27 protein-coding genes are annotated in these 20,717 nt (G+C 36.7%); 15 read left to right on the top strand and 12 right to left on the bottom strand.

Translation table 11 applies throughout. The features are described from left to right. The 10 genes from AB5Z01_RS12125 to AB5Z01_RS12080 form a co-directional block, all read right to left on the bottom strand. On the bottom strand, nucleotides 1-716 hold a 716-nt coding region (locus AB5Z01_RS12125; protein WP_368365567.1), incomplete at its 3' end, for a hypothetical protein. Between the two features lie 84 nt (nucleotides 717-800). Further along, nucleotides 801-1,052, bottom strand: a complete 252-nt coding sequence (locus AB5Z01_RS12120; RefSeq protein WP_287214881.1) for a hypothetical protein — start codon at nucleotides 1,050-1,052, stop codon at nucleotides 801-803. 17 nt (nucleotides 1,053-1,069) lie between these two features. Next, on the bottom strand, nucleotides 1,070-1,741 hold the full coding sequence (locus AB5Z01_RS12115) for an ABC transporter ATP-binding protein (RefSeq protein ID WP_038670449.1): 672 nt from the start codon (nucleotides 1,739-1,741) through the stop codon (nucleotides 1,070-1,072). 2 nt (nucleotides 1,742-1,743) lie between these two features. Continuing rightward, nucleotides 1,744-2,871 carry an ABC transporter permease gene (locus AB5Z01_RS12110; protein WP_368365566.1) on the bottom strand — a complete coding sequence of 376 codons (1,128 nt, stop codon included), beginning with the start codon at nucleotides 2,869-2,871 and terminating at the stop codon, nucleotides 1,744-1,746. Nucleotides 2,872-3,068: 197 nt separating this feature from the next. Continuing rightward, entirely contained in the window at nucleotides 3,069-4,214 is a 1,146-nt protein-coding gene (locus tag AB5Z01_RS12105) for a hypothetical protein (RefSeq protein ID WP_022287137.1), read from the bottom strand. A 206-nt stretch (nucleotides 4,215-4,420) separates the two neighbouring features. Next, on the bottom strand, nucleotides 4,421-4,825 hold the full coding sequence (locus tag AB5Z01_RS12100; RefSeq protein ID WP_046442033.1) for a hypothetical protein: 405 nt from the start codon (nucleotides 4,823-4,825) through the stop codon (nucleotides 4,421-4,423). 118 nt (nucleotides 4,826-4,943) lie between these two features. Then, nucleotides 4,944-5,078 (bottom strand): hypothetical protein, encoded by a 135-nt coding sequence (locus AB5Z01_RS12095; RefSeq protein ID WP_270760514.1) that lies wholly within the window; start codon nucleotides 5,076-5,078, stop codon nucleotides 4,944-4,946. Next, complete coding sequence (locus AB5Z01_RS12090; protein ID WP_195221250.1) at nucleotides 5,050-5,670, bottom strand: accessory gene regulator B family protein; 621 nt, start codon at nucleotides 5,668-5,670, stop codon at nucleotides 5,050-5,052. The genes AB5Z01_RS12095 and AB5Z01_RS12090 overlap by 29 nt, the downstream gene beginning before the upstream one ends. Before the next feature lie 120 nt (nucleotides 5,671-5,790). Continuing rightward, nucleotides 5,791-7,098 carry a sensor histidine kinase gene (locus AB5Z01_RS12085; protein ID WP_022287134.1) on the bottom strand — a complete coding sequence of 436 codons (1,308 nt, stop codon included), beginning with the start codon at nucleotides 7,096-7,098 and terminating at the stop codon, nucleotides 5,791-5,793. Next, nucleotides 7,095-7,823 carry a LytTR family DNA-binding domain-containing protein gene (locus AB5Z01_RS12080; RefSeq protein ID WP_195221249.1) on the bottom strand — a complete coding sequence of 243 codons (729 nt, stop codon included), beginning with the start codon at nucleotides 7,821-7,823 and terminating at the stop codon, nucleotides 7,095-7,097. The genes AB5Z01_RS12085 and AB5Z01_RS12080 overlap by 4 nt, the downstream gene beginning before the upstream one ends. Nucleotides 7,824-7,991: 168 nt before the next feature. Between AB5Z01_RS12080 and AB5Z01_RS12075 the strand changes: the two genes are divergently transcribed. The 4 genes from AB5Z01_RS12075 (at nucleotide 7,992) to AB5Z01_RS12060 (ending at nucleotide 10,412) form a co-directional block, all read left to right on the top strand. After that, nucleotides 7,992-8,387 (top strand): helix-turn-helix domain-containing protein, encoded by a 396-nt coding sequence (locus AB5Z01_RS12075; protein WP_195221248.1) that lies wholly within the window; start codon nucleotides 7,992-7,994, stop codon nucleotides 8,385-8,387. A gap of 327 nt (nucleotides 8,388-8,714) precedes the next feature. Further along, the gene (locus AB5Z01_RS12070) at nucleotides 8,715-9,077 is read left to right on the top strand and encodes a helix-turn-helix domain-containing protein (RefSeq protein WP_022287130.1); all 363 of its coding nucleotides are present in this window, start codon (nucleotides 8,715-8,717) and stop codon (nucleotides 9,075-9,077) included. A gap of 485 nt (nucleotides 9,078-9,562) precedes the next feature. Further along, entirely contained in the window at nucleotides 9,563-9,997 is a 435-nt protein-coding gene (locus tag AB5Z01_RS12065) for an RNA polymerase sigma factor (protein WP_195221247.1), read from the top strand. Nucleotides 9,998-10,160: 163 nt separating this feature from the next. Then, nucleotides 10,161-10,412, top strand: coding sequence for a hypothetical protein (locus AB5Z01_RS12060; RefSeq protein ID WP_117878540.1), 252 nt, complete (start codon nucleotides 10,161-10,163; stop codon nucleotides 10,410-10,412). 53 nt (nucleotides 10,413-10,465) lie between these two features. Here AB5Z01_RS12060 and AB5Z01_RS12055 read toward each other — a convergent pair whose 3' ends face one another. Both AB5Z01_RS12055 and AB5Z01_RS12050 read right to left on the bottom strand, forming a co-directional pair. Beyond that, on the bottom strand, nucleotides 10,466-11,227 hold the full coding sequence (locus AB5Z01_RS12055) for a hypothetical protein (RefSeq protein ID WP_117878541.1): 762 nt from the start codon (nucleotides 11,225-11,227) through the stop codon (nucleotides 10,466-10,468). Then, on the bottom strand, nucleotides 11,214-11,714 hold the full coding sequence (locus tag AB5Z01_RS12050) for an RNA polymerase sigma factor (protein WP_117878543.1): 501 nt from the start codon (nucleotides 11,712-11,714) through the stop codon (nucleotides 11,214-11,216). The genes AB5Z01_RS12055 and AB5Z01_RS12050 overlap by 14 nt, the downstream gene beginning before the upstream one ends. A 224-nt stretch (nucleotides 11,715-11,938) precedes the next feature. Here AB5Z01_RS12050 and AB5Z01_RS12045 point away from each other — a divergent pair, with 224 nt between their 5' ends. The 11 genes from AB5Z01_RS12045 to AB5Z01_RS11995 all read left to right on the top strand — a co-directional run. After that, nucleotides 11,939-13,351, top strand: coding sequence for a recombinase family protein (locus AB5Z01_RS12045; RefSeq protein ID WP_353805446.1), 1,413 nt, complete (start codon nucleotides 11,939-11,941; stop codon nucleotides 13,349-13,351). Nucleotides 13,352-13,412: 61 nt separating this feature from the next. After that, on the top strand, nucleotides 13,413-14,504 hold the full coding sequence (locus tag AB5Z01_RS12040) for an amidoligase family protein (RefSeq protein WP_287214868.1): 1,092 nt from the start codon (nucleotides 13,413-13,415) through the stop codon (nucleotides 14,502-14,504). A 10-nt stretch (nucleotides 14,505-14,514) separates the two neighbouring features. Further along, nucleotides 14,515-14,997 carry a gamma-glutamylcyclotransferase family protein gene (locus AB5Z01_RS12035; RefSeq protein WP_287214866.1) on the top strand — a complete coding sequence of 161 codons (483 nt, stop codon included), beginning with the start codon at nucleotides 14,515-14,517 and terminating at the stop codon, nucleotides 14,995-14,997. Between the two features lie 13 nt (nucleotides 14,998-15,010). Beyond that, nucleotides 15,011-15,277, top strand: a complete 267-nt coding sequence (locus AB5Z01_RS12030) for a hypothetical protein (RefSeq protein ID WP_287214864.1) — start codon at nucleotides 15,011-15,013, stop codon at nucleotides 15,275-15,277. A gap of 197 nt (nucleotides 15,278-15,474) precedes the next feature. After that, a complete protein-coding gene (locus AB5Z01_RS12025; RefSeq protein WP_265290362.1) occupies nucleotides 15,475-16,896 on the top strand; it encodes a deoxyguanosinetriphosphate triphosphohydrolase in 1,422 nt (473 codons plus the stop codon). Nucleotides 16,897-16,910: 14 nt separating this feature from the next. Next, nucleotides 16,911-17,753, top strand: a complete 843-nt coding sequence (locus tag AB5Z01_RS12020) for a hypothetical protein (protein WP_287214862.1) — start codon at nucleotides 16,911-16,913, stop codon at nucleotides 17,751-17,753. A gap of 4 nt (nucleotides 17,754-17,757) precedes the next feature. After that, entirely contained in the window at nucleotides 17,758-18,693 is a 936-nt protein-coding gene (locus tag AB5Z01_RS12015; protein WP_287214860.1) for a DUF1848 domain-containing protein, read from the top strand. A 612-nt stretch (nucleotides 18,694-19,305) separates the two neighbouring features. After that, the gene (locus AB5Z01_RS12010; RefSeq protein WP_117781655.1) at nucleotides 19,306-19,578 is read left to right on the top strand and encodes a hypothetical protein; all 273 of its coding nucleotides are present in this window, start codon (nucleotides 19,306-19,308) and stop codon (nucleotides 19,576-19,578) included. 19 nt (nucleotides 19,579-19,597) lie between these two features. Next, on the top strand, nucleotides 19,598-19,843 hold the full coding sequence (locus tag AB5Z01_RS12005) for a hypothetical protein (protein WP_147342394.1): 246 nt from the start codon (nucleotides 19,598-19,600) through the stop codon (nucleotides 19,841-19,843). 38 nt (nucleotides 19,844-19,881) lie between these two features. Next, entirely contained in the window at nucleotides 19,882-20,454 is a 573-nt protein-coding gene (locus tag AB5Z01_RS12000; RefSeq protein WP_287214855.1) for a hypothetical protein, read from the top strand. A gap of 19 nt (nucleotides 20,455-20,473) precedes the next feature. Continuing rightward, nucleotides 20,474-20,717 (top strand): hypothetical protein (locus tag AB5Z01_RS11995; RefSeq protein WP_368365565.1); only part of this gene is annotated, 244 nt, incomplete at its 3' end.

The following is a 20,717-nucleotide window of genomic DNA, read 5'->3' as shown; positions in this document are numbered from 1 at the left end:
GCAACAATTTTTTCGGTCAGAATTTCCTGCGGATTTTGCGTAACAAGCTGCCTGTAGAAGTTGAGGTCAAAGACGTTTTTCAGCCTTGTAACACGCTTCTCAGAGGGGAGAAATTTCGGTCGGCACATTTTCATTCCCCTTGCCCTAACACTTGATATAAACTGTGCCGCTCCGCCATAGAAGTCAAGCTGTGATTCCAGCTCCGAAAGGTCTGAAAAAACCGAGGAACGATAGCTTTTAAGTGCTGCGGCAATCCGCAGGGCGAACTCCTTTGTGTATTTGCTCAGTTCACGGAAAAGGGCAGTGTCTATATCAATGGGAGTGTGCCTTGTTGCCGAGTTGAAATGCTCCTCGCCAATAAACTGCTCTCTGCCTGCAAAACTTTTGAACACAAGCTTTTCAAGAATATTTCCCTTGGGATAAATTTTGTCATATCCGATTTCAAGCAGTCCTGCACTGTCGGGATTCATAGCCGAATCAAAATTAACACCGATTTTTACGCTCCGTATGGTTTTTGAAAAGGTATCTTTCAGCTGTGAAATGCTGTATGCTATTTCGAAAATGCTCTCGCTTTTTGGCAGTTTTTCAAAAAACTGTGCAAGCCTTTTTACCGCTACCGACTTAATTGCGTGATTATACTTTGCAAAGAACCTGTTGATGTTTTCAATGCAGCCGAGAAATTCTTCAAGGCTGTCCATATGGGTCTTAATCTGCATAAACGAGTTGACACAATCAACATCTGAAAAGTCAATTCTGTTTCCTGCGAGTTCATTTATCAGCTGTCGAAATCTGCCGTTAAGTTAGGGGACATTCATAAAGTCCTCAAGACAATCCAGCCTGTAATCAAGGGTTTCAATGTCATCTGTAAACTCTTTCATTTTAGATGTTGCGACAGCAAAATTCATAGGTGCAATAAGTTTTGCTATGTTATCCGTTTCAAGATTGACCATAAAATCCTGCGGATAATTTTCATATTTTTTCTGCCGCTTTTTTGCATACTCCTCAGCCTCCGCCGACGGATAGAACAGATCTACATAATCGGTAATTTTCATTGTTTTCACTCCACAATTTATTTTGCTGTAACAATATTCCCGTCACTAATCTCAATAACCCTGCCGCATTGCTCCGCAATCTTCGGGTCGTGGGTAACTATAACAACCGTCCTGCCTTGTTTGTTCAGGGACTTGAAAAGCTCCATAATCTCAGCGGAAGTCTTTGTGTCCAGTGCTCCCGTCGGTTCGTCCGCCAAAATCATTGACGGTTCATTGACTATCGCTCTGGCAATTGCCACACGCTGCTTCTGTCCGCCCGAAAGTTTGCTGCATAGCTTTTTGGCAAGCTCCTCAATGCCTACCGATTTCAGTGCCGCAAGGGCTTTTTCTTTCTTGTCACTGACTTTCTTTTTGGAAAAATTCAGCGGTATCATCACGTTTTCCAGTGCCGTGAAATCCTCAACCAGTGCAAAATCCTGCATAACCATCCCGATTTTCTCGTTTCTGATTTTTGCATACTGACTTTCGGAAAGGTCTTTCACAAGCACATCATCAATGTAGTATTCGCCCTCCTGATAGTTGTCAATGCAGGCTAAAATATGCAGAAGCGTTGATTTTCCTGCACCCGATTTTCCGATAATCGCAATAAGCTCACCGTCCCGAATTTCTGCCGAAACACCGTGGAGAGCCTTGAATTCGTTGGCTTTCTTTGAATTATATATTTTTACTATGTTATTAAGTTTTACCATTACTATTCCTCCGATAATATTATTGCTTTTTTTATAGCCTTTGATGTAAGGATAATGCAGAAAATGATACAGGATACCAAGATATATACAGCACACACAATCAGGCAAATGGTGATCTGTTTCCAGCCCAATGTAATTACTGTTTTGCTGAACAATCCTGCCTTGTAGAAAATCAACGATCCTGCTATTGAAATTATCAAAGACACAATGCAAATCAGCCCATTGTAAATTACATTGATTGTAAGCAACTGTTTTCTTTTTGCACCACCCAAATACAGTATGGCTTCGTTTCTTATATTATTTTTGCAGTTAATCGCATTAACGCTCACTGACGCAATCAGTACAAGCAGGTATATTGCACACATTATTGGCATCAATGTGTACAACTCTCTATAAACAATGGTCTGACTGTTGTTGTTCAACTGAGAAAACTGTATCGCAAATGATAATACAGAAAGATTCTCGTTGATATATTTTCTGTTGTAAAGCTTTTCATCATCGGAAATATTCCGGTTGTACTTTATAAAAAGGGAGTCTGACATTACTGAATCCAAATCGGTTTTATTCCACTCCTTATCTGTAAAAAACAATACAGGTTCATTATATACAATGCTGTCCGCTGAATACCCAAGAGATTCGAGTTTCAAAGCAATCTCCTCGTTTGTAAAGCCTTTGTTTTTAAGCTGGTCATTCAGACAGTTGAAATGTGTAGAAAGCATTAACTGATAGGATGGTTCATTTGATTCATATTCCGAGTTTGCTCCAAGGTATTTTTCATTATCACCAATTACACCGATTATTCTGACCTTCAACGTTCCATTTTCAGTTTCAAATTCAGCAATATCATTAACATTATAGCCTTGATAATTTCGGGTAATTACAGCCTGCGGTATATCATCGGATTGCTTGGAATCAGTTATCCACGAACCTTTTTCTATTGTCGGGCGAAAAAGATTTGCAGAATAATCATCATATACAAGTGCATATGCGGTCTTAACCTCGTTAGTTTGTGTATCAACGCCTGTTTGCAGGGACGCAAAGTTTACAGACGAGATAAAATCAACATCTTTCAGCTGAGTTTTGATTTCATCTGTGTTTTCCAAAAGTCCGCCATTTTCATTATCTTTCAAAAAATATCCACCACAATACAATCCCTCGCCATTAAGCAGCGGTTTGACAGCCTCATATGAGGAAGCCTTTTCGTCTATTATCGATGTCATAATTATTCCGATAACAAAAACAGCAATCAGCTGGAGGCTTATTAAAACATTGATAAACGAGTGCTTTTTCAGGAAGATACCGATAACCCTGCCGTATAACTTAATTCTCATTTCAATCCCTCCTTAATTTTTTTGCCGAGATTATGATGAAGCAAAAACAGATTAAGAAGATACGATATTGCAGAGTAAATCAAAATTATTTCTGCGTAAACATATGGATTATATGCAGCTTTCATAAGCGGAAATTTAGCTGAAAGTACAGTAAGAATAAATTTATCATAGCACAAAGCTGAAATAATGCTTACAGGAAGCATAATAAGAATAATCTCATTTGCGGTTGATATGCTCAGATTTGAGGTTAACCCTCCGCAGATACGCATAATGGTCAGTTGTCTTGTTCTGCTGATAATGATGTAATTATACAGAATGGAAATGTTCAATGCCGAAAGAATGGCAATGATTACCGAAATCAGTACAACTGTTATGTAGTAGGAAGTGTTTGATGCCAAGTCGAATGCCGGTTCATAAAGAGTGATTTTATCTTTGAAAAATTCGCTGATATATGCGGTAAAATCATCATATTCAGATTTAGTGATTTTATTGTTGAGTGCAAGATAAACCCCGTCGTTCATAATTGTATCGTCGGGGACTGAGCTGAACGGAACATAGATACTGTAAAAAAAATAGCTGCTGTTAGCAGGGTTTATTGTGCCGATAACATCATAGCTCTGACCGAATGCTGTAACCGAATTTGTATATTCGGGTGCTGAAGTCGGCTGATTTACATTTCCGCTGCCCATTACAACAGCCTTTTTTTCTCCGTTTGAATATTGCTCCTGCGTGAAAAAACTGCCGTCCTTAATTACAAGGTCATCAATCATTGGCTGAAATACGTTATCGGAATATTCAAATTTTCCTTCAGAATACTGAAGATAGAATGCGACAGGTATTTCCTCATCAATTCCGCTTACCTGCGTGGACGAAAAACAGGTAATATATGAAACATCACCCATAAGCTTATTCGGCATATTCTTCACAAACTCACAAAAATTTTTTTTTGTAATAATGTCATTTATGGAAAAACCGACAGCATAGCTGTCAATTTCGCCGTCCTCAATATTTTTGCTGTACTGATAGTACAATCCAACACCGAAAAACAAAACCCCGAATGAAACAAACATAGAAATCACAAGTAGAACCAGCATACCGGTATGATTTTTCATCATATTTCTAAGATTTTTCAGCGTGTACATTCTTTCCTCCTTCAAACCCATTAAGGCAATGCATTATCTGATGTTATTCAGATAATGCATTGCCTTTGTAAAATGTTCAATTGATTTTTATTAAAATTTCTTTAATGCATATTTAATTCGGAGCAAAGCCCGATGTAAGCGTAGCTTTTCATCGGCTGCGACGAAGCAAGCTTGCCGCAGGAGCTTTAGCTCCTCAGGGTTATATATTAGTAATCAGACTGAATATCCTTAAAAACTCTATTATCTTTCATGACTAGAGTTCTGGCAGAATACTTATAACTAGTATTACGGTTATGGGTTGTTGTTGCTTTCAAAAGCTGACCTTTGGACAGCGTACCATTTTTCCATCCAGAAGGAGTATAAGAACCGATTTTTGCTGCAGAAGTCTTGTAATAAAGGGTTGACTGTACAGAGTAATTTGTTTTTGTAGTTGAAAGATTCGTTACCGTTCCCACTGAATCTGTCTCGCTTGGAGTATAAGACGTATATGCAAGTATAATTCGATAACTATCCTCATATGATGCTTGATACGCACTAGCACCTATAGCACTCATAGAAGCCATTATCATAACAGCAGCACCCATAGCCGCAATTTTCTTCTTAAGTTTCATATTGAAAACCTTTGAATCAATCTTCTTCCTGCACAAAATGATTAATTCAGCTCAAAACTATACTAGTGTAGATCGTAATAGTCGAATATGCCAATCTTTTGAATTGTGTTTTTGATGCTTATCTCTTGTAAATGTTCTTAGGTTCTCTAGTCTGATATCCGCCATAATGAGAAGCTGCTCCACAAGCCAAAATTGCAGTATGCTTTGCAATCTTCTGAATCATTTCAGCTATCATTTTCTTGAACTTTTTCACATGAATTTCCCCCTCTCTCTTGAATTTTTGCTTCTTTAACTTTTGCTGCGATCATAAGCAAAACAATTAAAAAAGTTGTAAATATAATCATTGTGCCAAGATAACTTTCTCTGAGAATTAACCCGGCACAATTAATTATTGAAGTCATAGCTGTCCCTGTTATTTTTAACTTTATTTTTTTTGAATCATCAATTGGTTTGTTTTTATTTTCTATAGGACCCAAGACAGAAACTATCAGTTCAGTAACACAGATTAAAACAATAATAATTGATAGGGAGAGCTTGTTAGAAAACATACAATTTGCTAAAACGGTTAATATGAATGTAATACACATCAATAAATTGCACCTAAAGTATGTATCAGCGTGATAGCCTCCGGTGAATGATCTGATAAGTATAAACAATAAAAGAAAGATAATACTTTCTGCTATGTGATTAATAATTATCTCCAATAAAAGAACAAGAAAAATATTTAAAAACGACGATATACTGATTTCTATTCCATATCTATAAAAGTCTTGTACATCTGATTCGCTGCTGATTACTTCTTGCTCTGTAAGGAAAGTAACGATTTTAGATACCAAATAATTCATTTTATCACCTTGCTTTTTTATATTTTAATAAATATAAAGTCTTTCGTCAAGCGTTTTGGCATATTGTGCAGTTTTCAGGCACAAAAAAATAACTCGGCATAAGCCGAGCTATCATATGAGTTAAGTTTCTAAGATTATAGAGCAGCAGAAAGCATTGTCAATTTCATAGTAATCATATCTTCCACTGTATTTATTTACTATGTCCCTAATAATAGAAGTGCCAAGTCCATGGTTTATGATATCTTTCTTTGTGGTTTTTAATTTTGGATTTTCGCTAATAACAGACTTATCTAGAGAATTTTTCACTATAAATGTATAAATGTTGTTTTCTTTACTGATTTCCAAATAGATAAACTTGTTTAAATCTGGCGGCATAGCTTCACAGGCTGTGATCGCATTTTCCAAAGTATTGCTCAATAAGTCACATAGATCAAGCTCATTGATACCTACAAAGTCATTTACCGTAATACATGACACCTTTATTCCTAAAGTTGATGCGGTAGACAATTTAGAGTTGATTATTGCATTTGCAACTGGATTATTGGTTTGAACAAATGTCATTGTAGCTTTAACAATGCCGTTGGATTGTTCAATAAATTCCAAAGCATCTTCGGTTTTGCCACTTGTGAGCAATTCATAAACGGTGGTAAGTTGATCCTTTATATCGTGCCTTATTTTTCTGATCAGCTCGTATTGAGTCTCCGCATTATTAACATACTGTTCCATATACTGTTCTTTTACGGATAGTACCTTCATATTCTTTATCTGAGCATTCTTGAAGAAGAGTGAATAAATAACGTAAAACATTAGGAAATTCAGTATAATGATAACCAGGTATGATAAATTGATGTATATTCTTTGCGTATCATCCGCATTGAGTGAAAGTACATGGAGAAGTGATACTAGAATAAAGGAAGATATTAATACTGTGATAATCGGAGACCAATCTGATATTGTATAACTGTCAGAGAATTTGAACAGCTTGATTATAATTTTCAAGGAGATCCAAAGAGAAATCTGGATTACAATCAAAGTCATGAATCTTACGCTATTATCATTTGTAATCAAGTCCTTGACGCTTATTCTATTTAGAGATGATAATAAATTAAGTTCAACAGAAGTGATAAGCAGCAGAATAATATTGGGAATGATCGTTGATAGTAGTTTTTTAATAATACTGTCGTTAAAGGCAATAATGGCATATACCAACAATATAACTAAATATAAAGTACTTGTAAATCCCTCATATAAAGTGATGTGATTTAACAGGGTTATGGTTGTTCCAAATATGATACTAAAAATCGAAAGAAATGTTTTTGCCTGTTTGAGAGATTTAGGATTTAGAAATCTATACACAAACCATGTCATAATAAAGCCCTGATAATAATTAATCACAAGCTCAAAGCATTTCCATAGCAAGTTCTTCATTTTGTCTTCCTCAAATACTGTGTTAATTTCTCATCAACAGTTTGTTTGTAGTTTTTACTCATATTTAATCTAAAGCCTTGCTTAAAAATTATCTCGTCTTTATTTCTATCTATATTAAAAATGTGACGAAGATTAACTAGAAAACTCTTGTGTATCCGAGCAAAATCATATTGAGAAAAATGAATCTCCAATTCACCAATATTACCTCTGATCTTTATCGGTTCGTTATGTTCTGAATGATAGATAACATAATGTTTACTGCTCTCAATATAATAAATGCTCTTTATTTGCAGCGGAACTCTTCCGACTTCTTTATTTTCCAAAATAATAATTGCGTTTTGCTTCATTTCATTGAAGAGCTGATTAACCACACTATGTAGTTTTTCTGTGAAAAAAGAATCATTGCTTTTGGTTATAAAATTCAGTGGTCGGAAATAAAGACTATCATAAACCAGTTCAGGATGATTGGTAACAAAAATTATGTAACAGTCGTTTGAACTTGAAATCTTAGCTGCTAATTGAAAACCGTCCGGCTCCGGCATATCAATATCAAGAAAAACCAAATCAAATGGTTTTATTAAGTGGTGCTGATACATCAATTCACTTGAAATGTAAGTTTCTAACTCAATATCTTCATTATTCTGTCTTTTAAATTCGGATTTGACAGCTTGTGACATATTATTAACAAATACTTTATTATCATCACATATTGCCACTCTGATCATATGTATTTCCTCCTTATAATGTAGTATAAATCACATCAATTATATTCACAATATAAATAATCGACAAATTTCGCCGATTTGTTATAAATAATATAAACTTGTAACTTCTAAATATATTTATACTATAATAAAAGTGTTGGAATCGGAAAGGTAGGTGGATCGTATATTATGAAAAAGCGAGTTAAAAGCTCAAATGTTTTTGGTGAAAAACAAAAGCTCATTATCGCCAAAATCTTGATCGATCTGCGAGAGCTAAACTTTCTAACACAAACAGATATAGCAAAACATCTTCATCTTTCTCCTAGCACGATCTCTCACTATGAGAAAGGATTAACTGTCCCACCTACAGAAGTTGTGTATCGACTTGCCGAGTTTTATAACGTTACTACAGATTATATTCTTGGAAAAAGTGCAAGTAAGACAAATCTTAATGAAACTTATGCTATAAAGCTAACAAATAAAATGACTATAGGCGACGCTGTAGAAATAATGGCAAAGATGGACAATGCAGAACGTGAGCATTTAGCGTATTTCATTGAGGTTATAGGAAAGTCAAAAAAATAATTCAATTTAGAACTCTGAATTTTTATCAGGGTTCTTTTTTTATTTTACCATAATAAAACAACAAGGTCAAGCATATTATATTAGTTTTCTGTTCTTTAAATTTCGTGCTAAACATCTTCACCTTATGCCATTTTTGTTGACATCGATAATGTAAAACGTATAATTAAATAAGACTCATGCATCATATGAAATTTAATAAGGAGAATTTTTATGACTATAAATGCTTGGAGAGCTTCAAATGTAAAAAATTTTGATCAATATACTGAATTGTACGATTTTGCAGGTGTTTCTGTTTTTAAAATCGTAGTTCAGTAAAGAACACAAAACATGACTGACAAACTCAGATTCGGTCAGTTCATATCCGAGAAACGAATACAACACTCTATGACCAAGCAAGAACTCGCAAGACAGATTGGGATATCTACAGCATATCTCAGTCAACTTGAAAGCGGAGCAAGAAGCAATCCAACTATTGAAGTGCTTGACCGAATGATTAATAAATTGCACTTGGACGAAGCGGAAACACATAAAATATATGATCTCTATGCAGCATCAAATGATACAATTAGTCCGGACATTATTACATATCTAAAGAGCAATAATATTGTAACAAAAGCGATTCGTAAAGCACAGGAAAATAGTGCAACAGAAAAAGATTGGCTTGATTTCATAGACCAACTTCAAAAATGAACAAATAATTTTGCGGTTTATGCCGCAAATTTATTTAGCATCAGTTTAGCTTACCAGCTAAACGTCGGAGGATTGATAGATTGACAATAGATAATATACATCATATACGCTGCCCAATATGTGGTGGCAGACTTTTTGATGTAATAACAGGAAAAGGCGAGAATAGTTATTTCGGTACAAACTTTGCAGTTATGATCAAGTGTTGGAAATGCTGAGAAACAATAACGTTAAAACCATTAAATAATATTAATTACTTAGTACAAGCATCACACGTTTGTTTAAAATCGGAGTAGAAGCCTGACAAGTAGCTTTTAAAGCTAGTGTCGGTTTCTATTTTTTTATTTTTGTTAACTCCATTTTTGCTTTAAGAGCAGAAATGGAGTTTTTTTATGCCCATTTTTAAATACTGGCAGCAATACATAGCCAAATATCCATAAGCCTTCGTTTTGATTCAGAACAAGAAAATCAAAACGGAGGAATAAAAAATGAGCAAAAACATAGTAAGTGTTTATGACACTATAACCAAAAGATACGTTGAAATTGAAGTAAGCGAAAAGATCCGCACATATTACAATAGAACCCAATGGAATATTGATGACAACAATAAATCGTTCTATAAGCACGAGATCCAGTTCTCTGCGTTGAAAGGAAATATTAACGGAGAATTTGAAAACTTTCAGGAGTTCCGAACAGAAAATGACGATGTTGAAAGAAGAGTGATACAGAATATTAAATTTGAAAAGCTGTATAGCTGTCTGAATGAACTTTCTGAGGATGAACGAAGATTGATCTTTGCAATATATTTTGAAAATAAAACGGAAAACGAGGTCGCTTACTTTCTACATACCACTCAGCAAAACATTAACAAAAAGAAACGTAGGATTTTGTGCAAGCTTAACAAACTTTTGAAATTGCAATAAAAAACGGTTGTTAAATACCAGACTTCTACCCCTATACAAGTGTAAGGAGAATAAAAGCTCCAAGTAACTTGACAATAGAATATCAACTCTGTAAGTATGTTAATCACACGGCCGGTATGAAATCTCGGCAGCCAAAGAAACCATACGCCAAGACTCCGAAAGGATGAGCGATAAATATGACGTTTCAAAATTCGATGCAGCAAAGGCAAAACTGGATGAAACGCAGTCGGCGATAACCAAGCGGCAGGCTCAGAGACAGATGATGGAGAACTTCATGAAGGTGCTGCGGTCGCTGCCGGAGCAGGTCGATTACTTTGAGGAAGGCACCTGGTACGCAATGTGCGACTTCATCACGGTCTACGGCAAAGATGACATCCGGGTTACCTTCCATAACGGATTGGAAATCCGAGTATAAAGATTACTCCCCACAACGGCTCACTTTGAACCGATGTGGGGAGCTTTTCTGTCTTACTTTGTAATAGCCGAAAAATCGGGCTCACCTTTTGTTATGATGCTGAAAATCAAATCTGCCGTTTCTTGACTTACCGCATCTGCATCGCTTTTGTCTCCATAACACTCCACATAGACATTCGTATTTCCAATAGAGAACGAAGCGAAGAATATTGCGGATTGCTCACCTCTGCTGTTGGGACTGGTAACAAAGTATCCCGTAGTGACAGGAATTCCGTTTACCGATGAGCTGCTTTCGTTTCCTTCCAGAACCACATCGCTTATTGGAAAATTATCCTGGGCAAATATGATTGTCGCATCACCGAGTTTTCCTTCGACTCGGAGCAGCTCCCCGTTTTCCTCTCGGAAAGTTCCGATGGCTGATCTTCGTTCAGTGGTTTCAGGAAGTATGGCGTCCAATTCTGCATCTGTCAGTTTACGCGATGAAACGGGATAGCCGACATGAATACTTGCCACGTTGGTACTTCCGATGTGATAGACAATGGAGTCACCGTTTGCAAGATTAACAGTATAACCTTTAGAACCAAACCATCCCATATTGCTGCCAACAATTCCTGTTACTGCGACTATGGCTACCAGGCAAGCGGCAACTGGAATCAGGAACTTTTTGAAATTCTTTCTCTGTGACATATAGTTCACCTTATCCTTTCTGTCATGAACAGAACGGTTCTTCTCTAAAATCGCAGAAAGCATACGATCATTTGCAGAATCGCTCGGTTCGATTTTGTCCCAAGAAGTAATGATTTTATTGTTCTTCATCGAAATCATCACCTAACCTTTCTTTGAGGATGGCACGAGCCTCGTGCAAATAATTACGGATTGTCGATTGCGGCTTTTTCAGGATGCCTGCGATTTCCACGCTGGTATATCCTTCATAATAATACAGATAGACCACGGTCTTATACTTTTCGGGGAGTTCCATAACCACTTGGAAAATATCATCTGTTTCGATATTTTCTGAGCTGGGGAGATTGTAGAAATCCTCGATGTTCTCGTGTCTGCGCCACCAATGCCGCAGGACATTTTTGCAAATGTTCGTGGCAGTTCTGATAAGCCATGCCTTTTCGTGTTCTTCGCTTTCAAAAGCGGGACCGCTCTTGATTAGCTGGAAGAATGTATCCTGAACTGCATCCTCGGTATCAGCAGGATTTTTCATGTAAGCAAAGCAGACGCGATAAACAGTTTTACTGTGGCGTTTGTAGATCTCCGCAATCTCTTTGTCCGTACGCAACAAAGATTTTGACATCTTGCCTTGCCCTCCTTTCACTACTAATACAATTGAGAACGCCAAAGTGTCGGATAAAAAAGAAAAAATATCAGAAACCATTATAACGCCAGTTTCTGATAGCAATATGATAAAATTGAAAATTCCGAGCCTTATCTACGGAAAGGTTACAAAATTTGAACCCGTCCGAGAAATTTGAACCCGTTTTTCTGTAAAAATAAAATTGTATCAGAGACGGCTTTTAGATAGATGAGGGTATCAGCGGAACGCAGACAAAGAAAAGAACAGAATTTAATCGTATGATAAGAATGTGCAAAAAGAAGAAAATAGACCTCATAATTACAAAGTCTATAAGCCGTTTTTCAAGAAACACGGTTGATTGTCTTCAGTACATAAGGCAGCTGAAGGAATTGGGTATTGGCGTTATTTTCGAAAAAGAGAACATAAACACGCTGACAATGACAAGCGAGTTTATGATAGCTTTGTATGGAAGTTTTGCACAGGCCGAAAGTGAATCTATCAGTAAGAACATACTCTGGGGAAAAGAAAAAGCATATAGAGAAGGGAAAGTAAATTTTCAGTACAAACATCTTCTGGGCTACAAAAAGGGAGCAGACGGCAAACCAGAGATCGTTCCTGATGAGGCGGAAACAGTAAAGCTGATATATAAACTATTTCTTGACGGTTATAGTATGAAAGGTATAAAAAATGTTCTTGAAAGCAAAAAGCTTCTTACCTCAATGGGTAATAAAATCTGGAACGAATCTTTTATCCGCAGTATTTTGAAAAATGAAAAATATGTAGGAGACGCTTTGCTGCAAAAGACATATACGCTTGACTGTATTACGCATAAGGTCGTAAAAAATTACGGCGAACGCCCGATGTATCTTGTGACAGATCATCATGAACCCATAATCGACCGTGACACATACAATAGAGTTCAGCAGGAGCTTGCAAGGCGAAGTTCTAAGCGTAAAATCAGCGATAAAACTACTACCGAGCAAGGAAAATACAGCAGTAAATATGCACTTACGGAACTGCTTATCTGTGGAAAATGCGGCACGCCTTACCGCCGTACAACGTGGACTTCAAGAGGCAAAAAGCAAATTGTCTGGCGGTGTATAAGCCGACTGGAACACGGCAGAAGATACTGTCCCGATTCGCCTACGATAAAGGAAGAACAGCTTCACAAAGCCATAATACGAGCGATAAACAATTACTACTCCTGCCGTAATGACATTGCAAGGATTTTGAAAACGAATATCGGAACAGTCCTTGAATGTCAGGGGCAGGAAGAGATTATATCAATCGAAAAAAAGCTTAAAGAGATCGACAAGGCAAGAAATGATCTGATAAGTCTCATAGCAACAGGCGGCTGTGATGAGGACAAGCTGGACAGCAAGTTTGCAAAACTGTATGAGGAAGAGCAAAGCCTAAGTGAAAGACTTGTATTGCTGAAATCAAAAAATCAAACTTCCGCCGAAACTCAAGCCAAGCTTGATAAGATAATAGATATGATAGAGCATGAGAAGTTTGAGCTGGAAACGTTCGATAATGTGCTTATCAGAAAACTGATAGAATGTGTGAAGGTTCTGAACAAGGCGGAGATACTGGTGATTTTTAAAGGTGGGTATGAGGTCAGGACTGAAATTGAATAACGATCAAAATTTACGGCTTGCGATATATTCGCAGGCTGTTTTTTTGTTGGGAGGTGCAGCATTGTCCAAAAACTTTGAAGGCATAAAAACAAGAAAATTCGGTATAGAGATTGAAATGACAGGACTTACACGAAGTCAGGCGGCAAAAGCTATGGCAAATGTCCTTGACGGAAGTGTTGAACACGAGGGAGGCAGCTATGATAAATACGTTGTCACGGACGCCAAGAACCGAGGGTGGGCGATAGTTTATGACGGCAGTATCAACTGCTATAACGCAAGCGGAGACAGAGCGTCTAAGGCATACAGCGTGGAAATGAATTCTCCTGTGCTGGAATATGAAGACATACCGCTTTTGCAGGAGGTCGTGAGAGCCTTACGCCGTGCAGGCGGAGTGACAGGTCCGAGATATTGTGCAGGCACGCACATTCACATTTCGGCAGACGATTATACACCGCAGCAGATACGAAATCTTGTAAACATCTTCGCAAGCAAGGAAGATTTTCTATGGGACGCTTTGCAGGTATCATCTGCCCGTGAAAGCTACTGTCACAAGATGAATAAGCAGTTCATAGAGGACATAAACCGCAAGAAGCCCAAAGATATGGAGGAGATAAAAAGGCTTTGGTATCGTGGAAGAATGAGCGAGCAGTTTCAGCATTATTCAAACAGCCGATATGTGATCTGCAATCTGCACAGCTTTTTTCAGCACGGACATTATGAGATAAGAGCGTACAACGGTTCTCTTCACGCAGGAGAGGTAAGAAGTCAGATAGTGCTTGCGTTAGCCATAAGCAATGCGGCAATGACCAAGAAATACTGCTCTCCTCACGTTTCGCAGAGTGATAATATGCGGTACAGCTTTAGGGTATGGCTTTTGAATCTTGGACTGATAGGTGAAGAATTCAAGAATTGCAGGACACATCTTCTGAAACATCTTGAGGGCGATATTGCCTGGCGGCACCCTGAGGATGGAATTGCTGCAAGGGCAAAGCTGAAAGAAAAACGTGAGCTGGAGCGGCAAGCCGCCCGTGAGCAACGTGTCGAGCTTGTAAGCGACAACAGCACGCAAGTCGAAAATGTACCCGAAGAACACATTGAGCCGTCAGAAAGTGAATGTGACGAATTTGAAGAAGAATTTGAAATGAGTATGTAAGGAGGAAAACATGGAATACAAAAGATTATACATTGCCTATGGCAGCAACATCAACCTTGAACAGATGGCGCATCGCTGTCCGAATTCAAAGGTTGTAAGCACAGAAATGATGCAGGGCTATGAACTTGAATTTCGTGGTGTGGCAACGATCGTACCGAATGAGAAGTCGGAAGTACCCGTTCTGATATGGGAGATAGACGGACGTGACGAACACAGTCTTGACAAATATGAGGGCTTTCCGAATCTTTACCGCAAGGAGCTGTTTGAGATAGAGGTAGACGGAGAAAAGAAAGAGTGCATGGCGTACTTGATGAACAAGGGTCAGATCTCACCGCCGACCAGTTATTATTACAACGTTATAAATCAGGGATATGAGGCGAACGGTATGGACACAAGCTATCTGAGGGCGGCACTTGAAAGGTCGGTTTACGGGCAGCATTCTGATGAATTTCAAGAAGAACTTGAAGAAGATGATCTTCAGATGAAGTTTTAAGGAGCGTGGTCAAATGAGATACAAGGATTTTCATGTGAGAATTACGCCAGACAAATATATCCCCAGGGTTGACAAGAAAGGCAATAAAATTCTCTGTGAGGGCTTTTTGATACAGATCTTTGCAGATAAAACCGAGCGGGACGAGATCGACAATTTTACTGCTGCGGTGGGGTTTGAGATACTGGAGGACAGTTTTGCGGAGGCGGTGCAGTTTGCGAAGGATTTTATTGATTGTGAGAACAAAATATATCAGATAGATTCCAACCCGATTGTCACATAGAAAATGTGCATTTTGTGTCTAAAATCTTCACCTTATGCCAAATTCGTTGACAAATTAAATTTACGTAGTTATAATAATATTATAATTCTGCTATAGTGCATTACGTCGAAAAAGCTACTAAATCTTTGTGATTTATGAATTGAAAATGCACCGCAGTATTTCGTTTATTTGAATTAACAGCAAAGAGAGGGCTTGTAATGAATTGGGAAAAGCTTTTATGCGAAAAACGGAAATCCAAGTCTAAATTTAATAATAAGGATTTACGCAATGAATTTCAGAAAGATTATCACAGAATAATATGCAGTGCGTCATTCAGACGTTTGCAGGACAAAACTCAGGTATTTCCGTTGGATAAAAGCGATTTTGTGCGTACAAGGCTGACCCATTCTCTTGAAGTTTCCTCATTTGCCAAATCATTAGGGCAGACCGCTTTTCAGTATCTGATCGACAATAATATTGATGAAGATATAACAGCGGAAACTAAGGACAAGGTATGCAGTATACTTGAATGTGCAGGGCTGCTGCATGATATAGGCAATCCTCCTTTCGGACATTTTGGTGAAGATTCCATCAGAAACTGGTTTGAAGCAAATCTAACGAAAATTGAATTTGACGGAACTACGCTTGATCGGTATTTAGACGAGCAGATGAAAAGCGATCTGCTTCGTTTTGAGGGTAATGCCCAGGCTCTTCGCTTGCTGACAAAGCTGCACTATCTTGTTGATGAAAACGGTATGCATCTTACTTATGCTTTGCTCAATACGCTGATAAAGTATCCGATTTCATCTTGTGAAATAGATAAGCAAAGTGGTAATATCAAGACTAAGAAGATGGGATATTACCTTGCAGAAAAAGAGCTTTTTGAAGATATTACATCTTCGACCGGTGCAGCAGATTGCCGGTATCCGCTTACATATTTGCTTGAAGCCGCCGATGATATAGCTTATCTGACAGCTGACATAGAGGACGCAGTAAAGAAAGGGTTTCTCAGTTATGACCAGCTTCTTGAAGAGTTAAGAAGTGAGAAATACATAAGTAAATGCGCCGATGAAGATGAGAGAAAAAATTATACCAATATGATCGATTGGTTGGAAACAAAATATCAAAATGCTAAAGCTAAGAAAATAGCAAATCCCGAGCTTAATGCGGTTCAGAATTGGGTTATCAGTATACAGGGAAATCTTTTATACTGTGCTTCATATGGCTTCACAAGAAATTACAGAAGTATAATGGAAGGCACATTCACTAAAGATGTGCTTTCTGTATCACGTGGAAATGCTATGTCAAAGGCTTTAGGGGGTATAGCATACGAGTATGTTTTCCGTTCTAAGCCGATACTTAAAATGGAGATCTCTGCGGGTAATATAATCAATTTTCTGCTCGACAATTTCATTCCTGCGGCAGTTAATTTTGATACTGGAACAAAGCTTTCACCTATGAAGGATAGACTAATGAATATGATTTCTGATAACTATCGTCAGATTTACACAATATATTCTGAGGGTAAGAGCGATAAAGAAAAGCTGTATCTCAGACTGCTTCTGGTAACTGATTTCGTCTGCGGCATGACTGATAGTTATGCTAAAAGGCTTTATCAGGAGTTGAGTGGGATTGAGTGATGGAGGAACTTATTATGTTAATTGATGAAATTATTAATTTTTGCGACGCTGACTATGATTCAATAGAATGTAATTGTGATGATTGCAGCAATGCTACAATATGTGGGCATGATTGTAAAGAATGTCTTGATGATATACATTATCATCGTAATAATTTACGATCAGATTATAGCTGTAGAAAACTATTAGATTATTATGTATGTAGATATTCATATAAATATTGTTCAGAAATAAGGTATGCTCTTCAAGAAATTGATCATGATAGATATAGGGATTTTAGTATATTACCGTTGGGATGCGGTGGTGCTGCTGATTTAATGGCTTTTGATGAAGTGTGTAGTGAAAAAATAAATAAATATTATGGTATAGATATAAATGAATACTGGGATACTATCCATGAACAAATAAAATGTGTTTCGGGCTACAAGGTGAATTTTTCAACTAATGTAGATGTTTTGTCTTATCTGCGAACAAATAATATAATGAATTATAATGTGATTATAATTGAATATCTCATATCTTTTTTCTATAAAGAAATTGGGGAAATGGGCATAAGTCAATTTTTTGATGATATTATTGAGAGCATTGTTTCGAATAAAAGATATGACACACCAATGCTGATAATAATTAATGACGTTGATAATTGCTATACCGGCAGAGATACTGTTGATATGCTCATTGACAAATTAAATAATTTTACATATAGTAAAAAAAGATTTTCACCGTCGAGTTATTATAGTGACTCTGAACAGTATGATACGAATGAAAACTTTTATGTTATAGACTATGACTTCCAACAAAAATATTGTGTAGCGAAAACGTGTAACAGTGCACAATTAATAATTGAGGTGGAATAATTAAATGATAATCAGTGCAAGCCGCAGGACAGATATTCCTGCTTTTTATTCTGATTGGTTTTTCAATAGAATAAAAGAAGGATATGTTCTTGTTCGGAACCCCATGAATATACATCAGGTTAGTAAAATAAAACTTTCCCCGGACGTTGTGGATTGTATTGTGTTTTGGACAAAAAATCCTAAACCTATGCTTGATAAACTTGACGAATTGAAAGATTATAGATATTATTTTCAGTTTACCTTGAATTCTTATTCTAATGATATTGAACCGAATGTTCCATCTAAAAGTGAAGAAATAATTAATACTTTCAAGCAATTGTCTGATTTAATCGGTCGTGATAGAGTGATTTGGAGATATGATCCGATTATTCTAAGTGAAAAATATACAGTACAATACCATATTAAGTATTTTGAGAAGCTTTCTCAAATTTTAAATGGAAGTTTTAATAAATGCGTTATAAGCTTTGTAGATTTTTATAAAAAGAATGCTCGTACTTTAAATGAGAGTATGATAAATGAACCTGTAAAAGAAGAAATAAATCTTATTGCAAAAGCATTTAGTGAAATATCAAAAAAATATGATTTTGAAATCAATACTTGCGCAGAGAGCATTGATCTTTCTTCATATGGGATAAATCACGGTAAGTGTATTGATGACAAATTGATAGAACAACTTTGCGGCTGTAGGATTTCAGCAAACAAAGATAAAAATCAGCGTGATATTTGTGGTTGTATAGAGAGTATTGACATTGGTCTGTATAATACTTGTATGCATAAGTGTAAGTATTGTTATGCCAATTATAGCTTAAAAACAGTTGATGATAATTATGCAAAATACAATCCAAATTCACCATTGTTATGCAGTGAATTATTAATTGAAGATAAAATAATTGAAAGAAACGTTAAATCTTTAATAGATGATCAGTTAACAATGTGGTAATAATTTGACGCTTTCATTCTCTATCATTGCTTTTAAGAAAAATGTTTTTTCATTTATAACACAAACGCTTAAACAATTCATCTATTTCATAGTCACAACACAAAAAGCTCGCAGACTTCTGCGGGTTTTTTTTGTTTTATCTTGACAGGTATGACTGCGATATGATATAATCGAAAAAATCAGAATGTCATGGGGTGGTAGAGTTTATGAAAAGGCACGTTTTGATACTTTTTAGCGTGTATACCCTTGTTTCCTGAGACGATGCCATAGTTCGGGAAGCTCAAGTGTCGGGTTCCGTTTGTGATACCTTTTGATAAGATCTATTTCTTCCTTGGTATGCTCATTGGGATGATGATGCGGTCGGCGTGATTTAACTGCGAGGGACTCCACACTTCCGTCCCAGCGTTTCAGCCAGAAATATATATATGAACGTGATTTATTGTATTTTCTGCTCGCTCGGCTCACTCCATATTTCTTTGCGTAATTCATTAAGGATTGACGAAACTTCATATCTTGTGTTATAGTTTAGATATTAGAGTGATTGTTGAACCAGGCGGTGAAGGGATAGTAACTGGCTTTCCTATTAATCGCTAATTATGAGAGGAGATTAAAATGGTAAAAGACGCATATGATATGTTCTTCAAAAATATCTCTATGCAATTTCATGACGACTCTCTTGTGAATGCTCTTGTGGAAGATGCTGAAGAACTGGCGAAATATGGAGAAAAACGGGTGGCTCTTGAAAATTTTTTGGAGAACGTTTTAGCTAATGAGGTTACGATTTCAAAAGAAGCTGTCACTTTAGCAGAAAAAGCATTCAGTGATGCTCCAAATGATTATGATATAGAGCTAATAAACGAACTGAAAAAAACCGATGTTACGTAAGGGGATGATTTGGATGCCAATGGACAAAAAAGATCAACTTGCAGAATTAATTTCAAATGCGGAAACTTCCTTTTATAATGGGCAATTACAAGAGGCGTTCAGTCTTTCTTTATCAGCTATAAAACTCGATGAGAACTGTGCAGATGCGTATCAGTGTGCTGCAAATGTTTGTATGTCACTCAGCAGATACGAAGATGCAATTGAGTATTATCAAAAAGTTCAAATATATATAATGTTAATAACGCAAATCGAAATGAACTTATAGTTAGTAATATTGTAGACTCAATGTCGGATTCAGATATTATGAGCTTTTTGACCTACCAGAATGCTGGTGGAATGAACACCGATTTTACGAGTGTCAAAAGTGCGTTGAAATGGGATCCGATTTATTACAGCAGAACTGCTAATGCTAGTTATGGAATTGGTTTAGCAGCAGTTATACTCAATGATGAGGCTATGGGGTATAACTCTAAAATTATTTTTATTACTGACAGCAGTGTATCAGTTGACAGTAGATTTCTTAAGCTTGCAATTAATAACAAGATACCTATTTACTTTTTCTGTATTGGTGATTTTAATACAGCTGCATTGATAGGTTATGCACAGCTGACAGGCGGCAAGGTATACTCTGCTAAAACCGCTGCTGAAATAAATCAAAGCTGCAATGAAATAGGTCCTAAGACCTTTGTTGGAGAAACAGACACTGATGGTGACGGTTTTACAGATATTGAAGAAATGAGTGGTCTTATTGTAAGCTCAAATTGCAAAATTGTTAATACCGATTATATGAAAGCTGACACGGATGATGACGGCCTTGATGACAATGAAGAAGTCGACGTTGAGCTTACGAAGGTTGAAGTTCCGGGCAAACTATGAGTATAAAGATAATCCCAATATGGACTTAAATGAATTGCTTAACAATTATTTAATAAAGATGAACAACAAGCAAAGATTTTCTGATTTTATATATAATATTACAGGTTCAAATGAACGATCTGATTTGAAAATACTTGCTACATCATATATTAGACCTCCTATGGATTTTCTTTCTGCTGGTTGCGTGTATAGTTCATCTACTTGTAATTTAATAACTGAAAATATGATATATGGTTTTGCAAGTGCATTTTGCGATTATTATT

The organism is Ruminococcus sp. RTP21359st1_H3_RTP21359_211015, assembly GCF_040909065.1.
GTDB classification, from domain to species: domain Bacteria; phylum Bacillota; class Clostridia; order Oscillospirales; family Ruminococcaceae; genus Hominimerdicola; species Hominimerdicola aceti.
The sequence above is the reverse complement of the archived record's forward strand: the minus strand, read 5'-3'. Positions and strand labels throughout refer to the sequence as shown.